Origin of the sequence: Pleomorphovibrio marinus, from assembly GCF_003347495.1 — a bacterium.
In the GTDB taxonomy this organism is placed as follows: Bacteria; Bacteroidota; Bacteroidia; order Cytophagales; family Cyclobacteriaceae; genus Pleomorphovibrio; species Pleomorphovibrio marinus.
In genome coordinates, this window is the sequence record NZ_QCXY01000001.1 from 1,017,197 (window position 1) to 1,030,928 (window position 13,732).

At 41.2% G+C, this 13,732-nt stretch carries 12 protein-coding genes; 8 read left to right on the top strand and 4 right to left on the bottom strand.

The window, feature by feature from the left end:
- Positions 1 to 194 precede the first annotated feature (194 nt).
- From DB520_RS04285 to DB520_RS04320, 8 genes are all read left to right on the top strand, one after another.
- A complete protein-coding gene (locus tag DB520_RS04285) occupies positions 195 to 1,256 on the top strand; it encodes a phosphotransferase enzyme family protein (RefSeq protein ID WP_114748788.1) in 1,062 nt (353 codons plus the stop codon).
- Positions 1,257 to 1,300: 44 nt separating this feature from the next.
- Positions 1,301 to 3,394 (top strand): ATP-dependent DNA helicase RecG, encoded by a 2,094-nt coding sequence (gene recG, locus DB520_RS04290; protein WP_114748379.1) that lies wholly within the window; start codon positions 1,301 to 1,303, stop codon positions 3,392 to 3,394.
- 78 nt (positions 3,395 to 3,472) lie between these two features.
- On the top strand, positions 3,473 to 4,309 hold the full coding sequence (locus tag DB520_RS04295) for an OmpA/MotB family protein (protein WP_232834833.1): 837 nt from the start codon (positions 3,473 to 3,475) through the stop codon (positions 4,307 to 4,309).
- Between the two features lies 1 nt (position 4,310).
- Positions 4,311 to 4,940, top strand: a complete 630-nt coding sequence (locus DB520_RS04300; protein WP_114748380.1) for a pseudouridine synthase — start codon at positions 4,311 to 4,313, stop codon at positions 4,938 to 4,940.
- A 108-nt stretch (positions 4,941 to 5,048) separates the two neighbouring features.
- On the top strand, positions 5,049 to 6,020 hold the full coding sequence (locus tag DB520_RS04305) for an AAA family ATPase (RefSeq protein ID WP_114748381.1): 972 nt from the start codon (positions 5,049 to 5,051) through the stop codon (positions 6,018 to 6,020).
- Positions 6,021 to 6,129: 109 nt separating this feature from the next.
- Positions 6,130 to 7,179 carry a sensor histidine kinase gene (locus tag DB520_RS04310; RefSeq protein WP_114748382.1) on the top strand — a complete coding sequence of 350 codons (1,050 nt, stop codon included), beginning with the start codon at positions 6,130 to 6,132 and terminating at the stop codon, positions 7,177 to 7,179.
- A 13-nt stretch (positions 7,180 to 7,192) separates the two neighbouring features.
- Positions 7,193 to 7,924, top strand: coding sequence for a LytR/AlgR family response regulator transcription factor (locus tag DB520_RS04315; RefSeq protein ID WP_114748383.1), 732 nt, complete (start codon positions 7,193 to 7,195; stop codon positions 7,922 to 7,924).
- A 186-nt stretch (positions 7,925 to 8,110) separates the two neighbouring features.
- Positions 8,111 to 8,866: a LytR/AlgR family response regulator transcription factor gene (locus tag DB520_RS04320; RefSeq protein ID WP_114748384.1), complete on the top strand. Its 756-nt coding sequence runs from the start codon at positions 8,111 to 8,113 to the stop codon at positions 8,864 to 8,866.
- 14 nt (positions 8,867 to 8,880) lie between these two features.
- On the opposite strand, the gene DB520_RS04325 is transcribed toward DB520_RS04320, so the two are convergent.
- From DB520_RS04325 to DB520_RS04340, 4 genes are all read right to left on the bottom strand, one after another.
- On the bottom strand, positions 8,881 to 10,227 hold the full coding sequence (locus tag DB520_RS04325) for a PhoH family protein (protein ID WP_114748385.1): 1,347 nt from the start codon (positions 10,225 to 10,227) through the stop codon (positions 8,881 to 8,883).
- Positions 10,228 to 10,428: 201 nt separating this feature from the next.
- Positions 10,429 to 11,682, bottom strand: coding sequence for a pyridoxal-dependent decarboxylase (locus DB520_RS04330; protein ID WP_114748386.1), 1,254 nt, complete (start codon positions 11,680 to 11,682; stop codon positions 10,429 to 10,431).
- Between the two features lie 32 nt (positions 11,683 to 11,714).
- Complete coding sequence (locus tag DB520_RS04335; RefSeq protein ID WP_114748387.1) at positions 11,715 to 12,455, bottom strand: shikimate dehydrogenase family protein; 741 nt, start codon at positions 12,453 to 12,455, stop codon at positions 11,715 to 11,717.
- A gap of 306 nt (positions 12,456 to 12,761) precedes the next feature.
- Positions 12,762 to 13,697 (bottom strand): DUF368 domain-containing protein, encoded by a 936-nt coding sequence (locus DB520_RS04340; protein WP_114748388.1) that lies wholly within the window; start codon positions 13,695 to 13,697, stop codon positions 12,762 to 12,764.
- Between the last annotated feature and the right edge of the window lie 35 nt (positions 13,698 to 13,732).

Here is a 13,732-nt window from a genome sequence, read left to right on the forward strand (position 1 = left end):
TTCTTCAAATAAATGAAATTTTATTTAAACTTCACCTTCTTTATAAAATTTTTTGATTATTTCAGATGGCTGTCTTGTGGAAAAGCTATCTGTTTTAACTGCTTTGGTAAATATAGTCTCTTTAGAAAATATTTAAACATAACTATTTTATTTTTGCCTATCTTAATCATCAGGGTACCTAAAAATTGAATCCTTTGAAAGCGATTGAAAGTACAACAAAAATTTCAGAAACGTACAACCTTGGAGGCATCCGTAAAATCAGCAAGTTTGGCTCTGGGCATATTCACAATACCTATTTGCTAAATACAGACCGCCGGGACTACATTCTTCAGGGTTTCAACGATACGGTTTTCAGATTTCCAGACCGGATTGCCAATAACCTTAGGCTTATTTCAGAATATGAAAAGACCTCTGCATTACCCTTTGCTCTGCCCCTTCCCATACCCAATCAAAAGGGTGAGCTTTTCACAAAACTGGATGGTGAGCTATACCGGCTTTTCCAATTTGTGGATGGGGCTACAAAGGACGCACTCCAAGAAACCTATCCTTGTAAAATTGCCGCATCTGCCTTCTCCAATTTTGTGAAGACCTATCTGGACTTAGACGCCACATTGATGCAGGAAACTATTCAGGGTTTTCATGATTTGTCCCTAAGGTTTGATCAGTTTCAAGTGGCAGTAGCCAATAGCAAGAAAAAAATAAATGGGCAATTGTCTCATCTGGTTGATTTTTACCTGGATCAAAAGGATTTGCTGGATAAGTACAAGGGGTATTGTAGTACTTTGCCACTGAGGGTGACTCATAATGACACCAAAATCAACAATCTTATTTTCAATCACGAATTGAACCAAGTAAATGCCGTGATTGATTTGGATACCATAATGGCCGGATATGTGTTTTATGACTTTGGGGATTTGGTCAGGACGGTGGCATGTACAGAAGACGAGGGATCGGTGAATTGGGAAAATATCGGCGTGGACCTGCCAAAATACCATGCCCTCATTGATGGGTTTTTTGAGCCATTAGTGGGAAGCTTAGACAAGGAGGAACTCCAATCCCTTATCTTTGGTGGCGAAATGATGACCTGTATTATGGGCTTAAGGTTTCTTACCGACTATTTAAATGGAAACATCTATTACCAAATTAGCTATCCAGAACAAAATTTCCACCGGTCCAAAAACCAGAGATGCTTGCTCCAAGCCCTTAAAATAAACAGGCCGTCCATTCAGGAACATGTAAACACCTGGGTAAAGTGAGTTATTAGAGAATAATTTATAAGTGAACCAAACCACTCATTGCCTTGAATGGAATATTTGAAACAGATGTAGCCTATTTAAAGGGTGTTGGGCCACAAAAGGCAGAGCTTTTAAACAAAGAGCTGCAGATTTTCAACTATGCTGATTTGGTTTCCCACTTCCCGTTTAGGTATGAGGACCGCAGTACCTTTTATAAGGTCAGCCAATTAAACCCCAACCTACCCCATGTGCAGGTAATCGGAAGGCTGGGAAAGATCGAGTCCCAAGGACTTGGAAGAAAAAGGCGCTTGGTAGCCCAATTCGCAGATGAAACGGGAACAATGGAGCTCACTTGGTTTAAGGGAATTCAATGGGTTGCAAAAAAACTTAAACCAAGTGCCTATTACGTAGCTTTTGGAAAGCCGGCTTTGTATGGAAGGAAATACAGTATGGCACACCCGGAATTGGAGCTACTTACGCAAAAGGAAAATGAAAAGAAAGCCTTACAGCCCATTTACCCCACCACCGAAAAGTTGAGGGGTAAATTTCTCGACAGCAAAGGCCTTTCCAGAATTATTGCCAATCTTTTGCCTATAGTTCTTTCCCAAATTCCAGAAACGCTGCCACTATCGATCAGGGCTCGATATGGCCTTATTGATAAAGCAATAGCCATTCGGAATATCCATTTTCCCGCCGACGAGCTTCAAATGCAAAAGGCCAGTTTCCGATTGAAATTCGAAGAATTTTTCTATCTGCAACTCAGGTTGCTTCGCATGAAGCTTTCAAGGATTGAAAAATTCAAGGGACAGGTTTTGCAAGACACCCAATTGCTCACCCATTTTTATAATACCCATCTTCCCTTTGCCCTCACCAATGCCCAGAAGAGGGTTATTAAGGAAATTTATGCGGATCTCAAATCCGGAAAGCAGATGAATAGGCTTATTCAGGGTGATGTAGGCTCTGGAAAAACCATCGTGGCCTTCATATGTCTCCTTGTGGCGATTGGTTCAGGTGCTCAAACCTGTATGATGGCCCCCACCGAAATTCTAGCCACCCAGCATTTTGAAGGACTTAAGCACTTTGCCAAAAAAATGGGATTGAGCATTGGGCTGTTGACTGGGAGCACAAAAAAATCAGTAAGGACTAAACTGCACCAGGCATTAGCCACAGGGCATTTGAAGATCCTTATCGGAACCCACGCCTTGTTGGAAGACATTGTAGTTTTTGAAAACCTGGGTCTGGCCATCATTGATGAGCAGCATCGGTTTGGAGTTGCGCAAAGGGCAAAACTTTGGGCAAAAAACAAAGCTTTTATTCCTCATGTACTGGTGATGACCGCTACCCCAATTCCTAGAACCTTGGCAATGACCCTATATGGGGATTTGGATATTTCTGTGATTGATGAGCTACCGAGCGGAAGAAAAGCCATACAAACAGTACATCGCTACGACAAGGATAGACTAAGGGTTTTTGGCTTCCTTCGGAAAGAAATCCAACAGGGGAGACAGGTTTATTTGGTGTATCCCCTGATAGAGGAGTCAGAAAAGTCAGACTTGAAGAACCTAATGGATGGATATGAAAGTGTATGCAGGGCATTTCCTGAATTTCCCATCGGAATATTGCATGGCAACATGAAGGCTGCCGACAAGGAATATGAAATGGGAAGGTTTGCTAAAGGAGAAACAAAAATTCTGGTGGCCACCACCGTAATAGAAGTAGGAGTGAACGTGCCCAACGCCACGGTGATGGTGATTGAAAATGCTGAGCGTTTTGGTCTTTCTCAGTTGCACCAACTCAGGGGAAGGGTTGGCAGGGGTGCAAGCCAGTCCTATTGTATCCTGATGTCCAAATATGAGTTATCTAAGGATAGCAGGGTAAGGCTGGAAACCATGGTACGCACCAATAACGGCTTTGAGATAGCAGATGTTGACCTCAAACTTAGGGGTCCCGGAGACCTGGCAGGGACGCAACAATCCGGACTTATGGATCTTACTATTGCTGACCTTAGTAAGGATGCTCCCATCTTGAGCCGGGCTAGGGAAGCTGCATTGGATTTACTTCAAGGCGATGCAGAGTTGACCCTTCCGGAAAATGCCTGTGTGAAAGAACAAATAAAAAGGCAAAAAAAGGGAGCACTAAACTGGAGTAGAATCTCTTAAACCAGAATATTTTATTTTTATTTATCAATTTGGTATGATTTTTACTCTATTTAATGGAACATTAAAACCCATTTTGTTATGATAAAGTCATTACCTGTTTTGCTTATTTTTTTAGCAATCCTTAGTTTCTCCTGCGTTTCGAAAAAGAAATATTTGGATGCCAATATAAGGATAAGTAATCTTACCAGAAACCTAAGCGACCTGGAGGAGGAACTGGCCGATACCAAGGAAAAACTATCCCGTACGGAGAGGCAACTCAATAGGGTAAAAATTGAACTTGAGAGGGAGCAGACCCTAAATGAAAACCTGAATGATCGATTGGCAAAGGCACAATCCACCTCAACCTCCGTTCAGCAAGAATTGTCCGAAAAGGAAAGGAGGTTATTGGAGCAGCAAGAAAAGCTCGATAACCTGCAATCCCTTCTCGATGAGCAAAAGGCCATAATGGGTGGCTTGAAAGAAACAGTGGACCGGGCTCTGATCCAGTACAGATCCGATGAATTGCAGGTATACGAACAAGGAGGCAAGCTCTACGTTTCCTTGCAGGATAAGTTGCTTTTTCCCTCTGGAAGCGCAACAGTAAACAAAGAAGGAACAGAGGCTTTGGGTAAACTAGCCGAGGTTCTAATCAATAATGAAGACATAGAGATAATGGTGGAAGGTCATACGGACAACGTTCCGATTAGAGGAAGGTTTGAAGACAACTGGGCACTAAGTACAGCCAGGGCAACGGCAATTGTGCGTATTTTGACAGAAAATTATGAGGTAGAGCCGGAAAGGGTAACTGCCGCCGGAAGAAGCTATTATGACCCCAAGGATTCGAATGAGACTAGTGAAGGAAGGGCAAAAAACAGGAGAACAGAAATAATACTTACTCCAAATCTAGACGAGTTGTTTAATCTTTTAAGGCAATAAAATGCCACTCTATTTTCTGGTATACAAGCCTTTCGGTGTGCTATCTCAGTTTAGTGGGGATGGAGATACGCTAAAGACCTTATATGATTTTCCTTCCGACGTATATCCTGTAGGAAGACTGGACAAGGATAGTGAAGGTCTGCTTCTTGTCACCAACGATAAAGCACTTAACCATTATTTACTTGACCCTAAGTACGGGCATATAAGGACGTATTGGGTTCAAGTAGAAGGAGAGATTACCCCACAGGCCATATCAGCCTTGGAGAGAGGGGTAAGGATAAAAGTTGGACAAGGGTATTACGTAACCAAAAAGGCGAAAGCTGATTTTATTGCCAAGGAACCCAATCTTCCACCTCGTAATCCCCCCATTCGGTTTAGGAAAAACGTGCCTGAGTCTTGGATTAGCCTTTCTTTGACTGAGGGGAAAAACAGGCAAGTTAGGAAAATGACTGCGGCAGTGGGGTTTCCCACTTTGAGATTGGTCAGGTGGGGGACGGAAAAGTTAAGCATAGAGGGATTTGGCGTAGGTGAAGTCAGGATTCTATCACAGGCAGAAGTTCTTCATGGCCTACAGCTAGAGCCAGGAACCTTAGAAAACAAGAATAAAAAGCAAAACCGATCATCCAGATAAATTGTGAATTATAGTGGATTTATCCTAATTTAGGCCATTGAAGCGAAGCAAAAACCAATATGAAGTAAAATGCTTCGTTAGCAGCATGAACAGTTTTAATTTTAGGAAATGTATCAAGACAAGATCCAGGAAGTAATACAAGAAGTCAAGAAGGTAGTAGTTGGGCAAGACAGGATGGTAAATCGATTGTTGGTGGGCTTATTCACCAATGGCCATATTTTGTTGGAAGGAGTTCCAGGTCTGGCAAAAACCCTAACGGTGAATACCCTTGCCAAGGTACTCCACCTTGACTTTAAGAGAATTCAATTTACCCCTGACCTTTTGCCCTCTGATTTGATTGGCACTATGATCTATAATCAGCTTAATGCTAATTTTGAAGTTAAAAAGGGGCCAATTTTTTCCAACATCATACTTGCAGATGAGGTCAACAGGTCACCGGCCAAGGTTCAGTCTGCCTTGCTTGAGGCCATGCAGGAAAAACAAGTGACAATTGGGGAGACAACTTATTTACTCGATAAGCCTTTTTTGGTCTTGGCTACACAAAACCCTGTAGATCAAGAAGGCACCTATCCCCTTCCTGAGGCCCAGGTGGACAGGTTTATGATGAAAGTGAATATCGATTATCCTTCCAAAAATGAAGAAATGGAGGTGATGAGGAGGATGACCAATGCCTTTTTTGCCTCCGATGTAAACGCTATTTTAAGTAAGGAGGAGATTTTTGATATCAGAAAGGAAATCAATAATGTGAAGATAGCCGAACCATTGGAACGCTATATTATAGAGTTGGTGTTTTCCACACGATTTCCTCAAAATTATGGAATGAAGGAGGAGGCATCCTACATCCAGTTTGGAGCTTCACCCAGAGCAAGTATCAATTTGAACCTGGCAGCTAGGGCTGTTGCTTATATGGAAGGAAGAGAATATGTGTTGCCTGAAGATATTAAAGAGGTGGCTTTGGATGTGTTGAATCACCGAATCCTTCTCAATTATGAAGCAGAAGCTGACAATGTTAGCACCAGGGACCTAATCCATAGAATCTTGGACAAAATACCCCTAAATAAGTCTGCGGCTTTTAACTGATCTTCAATTCTTCTGTCAAGCTTTGTTTTAAACCTTCCATCCCAAGATTTAGGTAATGTGATATTAGTTTAGTTTTATCCTGACAAATTTTTACATTTATTGTCAGTTTATGGATAAAAACAAACTTTATTGGCTACTTCAAATTACAGGATGGCTGGCTTATGCACTTGTGAGCCTTTTTTTTGCCTCACTCAGTAGGGGAGTAACTCCCATATTGGTAGGGGCTTATCTGTCCTTGGCCACTTTTTATTTTTTATCCACCCATGTATTTAGGTATGTCATCAAGAACCATGGATGGTTTGATTTTCCGATTGAAAAATTGCTCATCCGAGTATTTATGGCCATTAGCCTGCTGAGTATCATAAATGCTGGTGTTCAGATAGTGATTAAAATCATTTTTGACATATTTGATGCCAGTGAAGAATTTTCCCCCTACGTCTTGTTGGCAAATGTGATAGGTAGTTATATTTTTTATACCCTGTGGTCCATGATTTATTTTCTGTATTATTTTTTAAACAACTACAATTCTACCCTTAAATACCAGGCGAAAATTAATGAGATCAAATTAATCCAACTCCGAAATCAACTGAATCCCCACTTTATCTTCAATGCGCTCAACAGTGTCAGGGCTTTAGTGGATGAAGATCCCAGAAAAGCCAAATCTGCTATAACCCAGCTTTCCAATATACTCCGATACGCCCTAATTGTGGATAAGCATAAAACCATCCCCTTTGGAGAGGAACTGAATACGGTAAAAGATTATCTCAACTTGGAAACCATAAGGTTTGAAGAGCGCCTGAAAGTCATTTATGAGATAGAAGATGCCGCGTATCACTACAGGATACCCCCAATGATGTTACAGACCATCGTAGAGAATGCCATTAAACATGGCATCAGTAACCTGATGAGGGGTGGGGTAATCCTGATAAAATGCAATATTGGAATTTTGGAGGATCTCTACATTTGGGTTAAAAATAGTGGGCAGTTAAAGGAAAAAAAGGAAAACCACAACAAAACAGGTGGGCATGGGATATCCAACACCATTGAGCGGTTAAAATTGATTTATAATGGTAAAGCATCCTTCAAAATCTTTAACCATGGTGAAGATTTTGTGGTGACCGAAATAAAAATACCAAAACAAAGTAGTAACTTAGAATAAAAATATCAGAAAAATGCGTGCACTTATTGTAGATGACGAAAGGTTGGCAAGAAAGGAATTGATGAGTCTTCTTTCCATTCATGACAATGTTGAGGTAATTGGAGAAGCACTTAATGTAGATGACGCCAAGGAAAAGATAGAACAGCAGCAGCCGGATGTCATATTCCTAGACATCCAAATGCCTGAAAAAACAGGATTCGACTTGTTGGAGGAATTGGATCATGTTCCATTGGTGGTTTTTATTACTGCATATGATGAATTTGCCATCCAGGCTTTTCAGGTTAATGCCCTCGATTACCTGCTCAAACCCATAGAACCAGAGAGGTTGGCGGAGACCTTGAAAAAATTGGAAAGGAAACTGGAAGAGCTAAAGAATGAGAAGGAGGACGTGGAAAGTAGTCCCGACAAACTTACCCTCAACGACCAGGTTTTTGTGAAAGATGGGGACAGGTGCTGGTTTGTAAAATTGGCTAACGTGAGATTATTTGAGTCTGATGGCAATTACATCAAGGTATACTTTGATAACAACAAGCCAATGATCCACAAATCCCTAAATGCACTAGACGAAAGGCTGGATGAGAAATCCTTCTTCAGGGCTAGCCGTAAACACATTATCAACTTGAGCTGGGTAGAATCCATAGAGCCCTGGTTTAATGGGGGCTTGGTGGTAACCTTAAAAGGCGGGGACAGGATTGAAGTGAGTAGAAGGCAAGCTGCACGCTTCAAAGATCTAATGAGCCTTTAAATGATTATCGGTATGTTTTTTGCGCACTTAGTTTACATCTTGATGTAAACTATTGTATATTTAATAAAATGTTCTCTCTTTACAGCTTATTTAAAATGAGCGAAAGACCTCGTTGAAACGCAAATCGAAAACTAATAAATTAGGAAAACTTTCCTCCTTTAATTTTTAACTAAATGGACAACCAACATGAAAGAAGAACGCATTTTGATAGTAGAGGATGATGTAAATATCTCTGAAAATATCGAAGAGATACTCCAACTTTTGGGTTATGTCAATATTGATATTGCCAATTCTGCAAACCAGGCCATCAAAGTAGTAAAGAAATACCGGCCGGATATGGTGTTTATGGACATCAAGTTAAAAGGAGACAAAGATGGCATTGAACTCGGGGAGATTATCCAGCAAATGGTGGATGCGCCCATCGTATATGTGACCTCCTACAGTGACCCGGCCATCATAGAGAGGGCCAAAAGAACCCATCCTGCTGGCTTTATTGTTAAGCCATTTAACAGCAACGATATTCATGCAATGGTAGAGATAGTCCTTTACAACCAAAGGACGAGGCCGATGTTGATGGATGGTGGTTCTCCTGGATTGGATGTAAGCCCATATTTGGTGACAGACGCGGTTTATATAAAAGCAGACAATGCATTTGAGAGAGTGGACTACAAGGATATCTATTATGTGGAGGCCAATGGAAATATGGTGACAATTTTTACCAAAAACAGAAACTTCACCATACGGAAGTCCATGAAGGATATGGAGGACAAGTTGCCTTCTCAGCTTTTCCTGCGGGTTCAAAAATCATTCATTGTCCAGTTGGCACAAATAGACAATTTCAACACCAAAGAAATAAACCTCAAGACTGGTGACGTGGTGCCAGTGGGAAGGCAGTACTACAATAGCTTTTTGGCCAAGTTGAATACCATTACGGAGAGTTAAACAGAATTTTCCCCTTATAGCAGCTCATTTGCCAGGTTTGCCAACTCTGACCTCTCCCCTTTTTCCAGCTTGATATGAGCGTAAAGGGGATGGTTTTTCGCACGGTCAATCAAGTATGACAGTCCGTTACTTTGGCTATCCAGGTAGGGTGTATCTATCTGGTACACATCGCCTGTAAATATGATTTTGGTGTTTTCCCCAGCCCTGCTGATGATAGTTTTTATTTCATGTGGGGTAAGGTTTTGGGCCTCATCTACTATAAAGAAGATATTGGAAAGTGAACGACCCCTTATGTAGGCTAGGGGCTGGATTACCAGTTTTTCTTGATTTATCATCTCTGTTATTTTCTGGTACTCTTTGTCGTTTTCCTTATATTGATTTTGGATAAATTTCAAGTTGTCCCATAGCGGCTCCATGTAGGGGTTAAGCTTGGATTTTATGTCTCCGGGAAGATACCCAATATCCTTATTGCTCAAGGGTACGATAGGGCGGGCTAGAAATATCTGCTTAAAATCCCGTCTTTGTTCTAGTGCACCTGCTAGAGCCAGAAGAGTCTTACCTGTGCCTGCCACTCCTTGAATAGAAACCAATTTAATTTTTGGGTTCATGATGGCATGTAGGGCAAAAGTCTGCTCCGCATTTTTAGGCTTTATGTTATATGCACTCCTCTTCTCGATCTTTGCCAATATATTTTCTTCGGCATCGTAATATGCCAACACCGATTTGTTGTTGCTTTTTATGATAAAAAACGTGTTGGGATCCTTTTTTTTCCTTCCTAAAATTAATTTGGCATCGATTTGTTGACGGTCATAGAGTTCGTTAATGATGTTGGGATCCACTTCCTCCATCACCCGTTTGCCCGTATTTTCTAATTCAGATATGTTTTTGATTTTTCCAGTCTCATAATCTTCGGCGAATATATCCAGTGATTTTGCCTTTAACCTCAGGTTAATATCCTTGCTGACAAGGATAACTTTTCTCCCTTTTTCGGATTGCTTTAAACTTAATGCAGCATTTAGGATTTTGTGGTCGTTTTTTTCTTCCCCAAAGATATCATTGGCGTTTAGGCTATTCTGTGGGTTCATCAAAACCTTGAAATTTCCCTTACCCTTTCCGTTGAGAGGAGTCCAGTTTTGGATCATGTGATCCTTGGAGATGTTGTCCAGCAGCCTAATAAACTCCCTAGCTTCAAAATTCTTGGTGTCGTTCCCTTTTTTGAATTGATCCAACTCCTCCAGCACCGTAATAGGAATTACCACATCGTGTTCCGCAAAATTCATAATGGAGTTGTGGGCATAGAGAATAACCGAAGTGTCCAACACAAAAATCTTCCGGTCTTTTGTCGATTTAGCTCTTGGCATATATGAAAAGCAATTAACGTTAATATGGATAAGGTAATGAAAAAAATAGGCTTTTTCTACTTTTTAAACGTAGTAAATATCATTAATTGTCTTTTTATCCTTATTACTTTGATTATCAATGTGATCATTTTTAATTTTATAAAGAGGGGGGTCCCTTTCCAAAAAATTGAAGCTGGAAGGTGAATAGGTAGCGTGCGGCATTTATTCCCCAACTGCCCGGTTTTTCTTCTCCAGTTCGGATAAAAACTGGTCAATAGTACCCTGTTTCACGTGCGGCATCACCACTATTTTGTACCAATTTGCCGGACCTTCGTAGGTATCAGCCACAAGGTAATATTTATTGGCCAGGAATGGGGATACATGATTGGCCTTGATGGCTATTATATTAAGGTGGGGATCCCTAAAAAAGCCTATGCCCATTTGGTCAAGGCGATTACAGATCCTTTCGGTGCGGTCACAAAGTGTATCCATCTTGTACCTCCAGCCTTCTGATCCATGAATGTTCAAAATCATCCAAATGGAAATCGCATTTGCCCCGGACCGGCTTCCACTCAGGGTATAATCTTTGCCGGGTATATATCTGGCTTCATTCGTTTTCACGTAGGAAATCAACCCTTTTCTACACAAAAAGATACCCGTCCCGTAGGGGGTTTGTAGCATCTTATGTCCATCGGCAGCAATGGAGGAAATGTAGGGATTTTCAAAAGTATAATCACTATTTTGGTTTGTAAATGGGTAAATGAAGCCTCCATAGGCAGCATCTACATGAATACGAAAAGGTAGGTTTTTGTCTGTAAAGTAGCTACCTAGCCTGTTGATGTCATCCACTGATCCAAACATGGTGGTGGATAGGTTTGCTACGATTATAAAGGCCTTAAAACCGCTGTTTATTGCAGCTTCCACTTTCTCTTCAAGACTGGATTGCAAAATCTGGCGATTTTCTTCATTTACCTTTAAAATGATGCTATTGAGGTTGAGCAGGTTTGCAGCTTTTGGCATGGAATAGTGTGCATCTTCAGAATAGATAAGGGCAATCTGCTCAGCCTTTAGCCCAAATTCACTTTCAAAATAATTCCTGAACATCCATATTGCCTGAATATTGGCTTCCGTACCTCCGGTAGCTACATACCCATCTTGCTCCCCTTTTTTGCCCTTGAAAATTTGTTCCGTAATTAGGTGGATAAGCTCCCTTTCGATTTTTTGGGTACCTTTAAATACCTCAAGGACTGATTCTTCACTCAGGGTGTGTACACCTATATGGTTAGGGTTGCTTACCAAGGCTGACATGAAGGGGGCATCTTTTAAAAATGGCGCATCTGGATAAAATTCAGTAGGGTCTAAATAGGTGCCAGGTATTCCGAGAATGGGTTTATCGCCCCTATAGTCCATATTTTCGGCCAATGCCTCAAAGATGATTTTCTTTATCCGTTCATGTGAAAGTTTCTTCCAGTACATTGAGAAATTTTATGGGGAAAATCTGCATTAGGTCAATTCCAAATTTTCCATGCTGCCTCCGCCTGCAAATGCAGCATTTCCAAACCATTTTTCACCACAGCACCCTTAGCCTCCAAAGTTTTCATCAAGTAGGTCTTTTCTGGGTTATATACAAGATCATACACCCTGTGCCTATCATTGATATATTGAACAGGAATAGCAGGCATGGATTCAACGTTGGGAAACGTACCCAAAGGGGTTGTGTTGATAATAAGGGTATATTCCTCAAGGATTTCCTTATTATCCAATAAATCCATATAACTAATTACGTCCATTTTATCCAAATCGTTTCGGGAAACCCTCAAAAAAGGGATTTTAAGGTCCTGAAGTGCCTGTACTACGGCACGGGAAGCCCCCCCTGTTCCGAGTACAAGGGCTTTTTGCTTAATCTGGGGCAGCCAGTTTTGTAAGGACTCTTTAAAGCCAATATAATCTGTATTAAAACCAGTAAGTCTACCAGTGGAAATTTTAATACAGTTCACGGCGCCGATAGCCTCGCATGCCGGATCCAATTGATCCAGGTAGGGAATTACCTCAACCTTATAGGGAATGGTCACATTCAACCCCAATAATCCCTTTTCCTTTTTCAAAAGGATCGGAAAAGCATCGATATTTGGAAGTTCATAAAGTTCGTATTGCCTGTCACTCAGCCCCTCTTTTACGAATTTTTCCGAGAAATACTTTTTTGAAAAGGAATGGGAAAGGGGGAATCCTATCAATCCGTATTTTTTCATATGTTTATAATTTCTTTTCAGCGGTCATATAGCCTGCCCCTGCCTGCCCCGAACTTGATTCGGGGAACTTGTTTCGGGGGAATCTCGCAACGATAATCATCCCAGTGTGTGACGTGCTCGTCATGCCCTGACTGCCGTCAGGACAGGCTCGATTTCATGTGTTTATAATTGATTTTTATTTGCCACATAGCCTGCCCCGGACTCGCTTCGGGGGAATCTTGCATCTCCCCGAGAGCTATCGGGGCATCTCAGTGTGTGACATGCTCGTCATGCCTGACTGCCGTCCTGGCAGGCTCGATTTCATAGCTACTCCTGGGTCATGTTATATGCAATCCTTTCAATACCTACTACCAAGATCACTCCCACAAAGAAAGCCAGAATCGCCATCAAAAACTGAGGCTCCATCCCTCTTTCTGCCAAATAATGGTGTGGCCAAATATTTTCGGTTATAAAAGGTTCCTGTATGCCTTTGCTGGACATGCGGTAACTTAATACTTTTTTCCAGGGCCAGATTTTATTGATACTGCCCAGCATGAACCCTGAAAGAAATGCTATTGTAATGGAATGAAAGTTTTTCAACAACCAATAAATGACCCTGCTGAATGTGAGCAAACCTATGATGCACCCCAGCCCAAAAATCCCCAAAATGAAAATGTCCCTTTCATTGACGGCAGATAATATATTTTCATATTGTCCTAAAATCAGAAGGATAAAACTTCCGGAAATACCCGGTAAAATCATTGCAGAGATAGCGATACTACCCGAGATAAGGGTAAACCACCAAGTATCGGGGGAACTAATGGGGGGTAACTCGGTAATGAGATAGGCCAAATACGCCCCTAGGGGTATTACAAATATGGCAAGGAAGTTCCACTTTTGTATATCCCTTAAAATGATGATTGCACTGATCAGAATCAGGCCACAAAAAAATGCCCAAAGGGGTATAGGATGATTTTCCATCAGGAAAGTGATTCCTTTTGAAAGGGTGAAAATACTGGTAAAGATTCCTAATAGTAGGGTTAGGAGGAAATGTCCGTTTACATGTATCCACAGTGCTTTTATTCTTAAGGAAGTAAGAAGGCGTAGCGCCTCTAGGTCAAAAGACCTGATACTTTCCAAAAGATCTTCGTAAATTTTTGTAACTAAAGCGATAGAACCACCTGAAACCCCAGGTACAATATCGGCTCCTCCCATTCCCATTCCTTTTAGATATAAAAGGATATAATCTACTAGCCTCTTCATGGATTCCGATTTGTTGACGGTTAAAATGGAACCTG

Excerpts from the sequence above, each read along its gene's own strand:
- DB520_RS04335 (WP_114748387.1), bottom strand. The coding sequence starts at position 12,455 with ATGAAAAAATACGGATTGATAGGATTCCCCCTTTCCCATTCCTTTTCA.
- DB520_RS04300 (WP_114748380.1), top strand. The coding sequence starts at position 4,311 with ATGCCACTCTATTTTCTGGTATACAAGCCTTTCGGTGTGCTATCTCAG.
- DB520_RS04305 (WP_114748381.1), top strand. The coding sequence starts at position 5,049 with ATGTATCAAGACAAGATCCAGGAAGTAATACAAGAAGTCAAGAAGGTA.
- DB520_RS04330 (WP_114748386.1), bottom strand. The coding sequence starts at position 11,682 with ATGTACTGGAAGAAACTTTCACATGAACGGATAAAGAAAATCATCTTT.
- DB520_RS04340 (WP_114748388.1), bottom strand. The coding sequence starts at position 13,697 with ATGAAGAGGCTAGTAGATTATATCCTTTTATATCTAAAAGGAATGGGA.
- DB520_RS04295 (WP_232834833.1), top strand. The coding sequence starts at position 3,473 with ATGATAAAGTCATTACCTGTTTTGCTTATTTTTTTAGCAATCCTTAGT.
- DB520_RS04320 (WP_114748384.1), top strand. The coding sequence starts at position 8,111 with ATGAAAGAAGAACGCATTTTGATAGTAGAGGATGATGTAAATATCTCT.
- DB520_RS04315 (WP_114748383.1), top strand. The coding sequence starts at position 7,193 with ATGCGTGCACTTATTGTAGATGACGAAAGGTTGGCAAGAAAGGAATTG.
- DB520_RS04325 (WP_114748385.1), bottom strand. The coding sequence starts at position 10,227 with ATGCCAAGAGCTAAATCGACAAAAGACCGGAAGATTTTTGTGTTGGAC.
- DB520_RS04310 (WP_114748382.1), top strand. The coding sequence starts at position 6,130 with ATGGATAAAAACAAACTTTATTGGCTACTTCAAATTACAGGATGGCTG.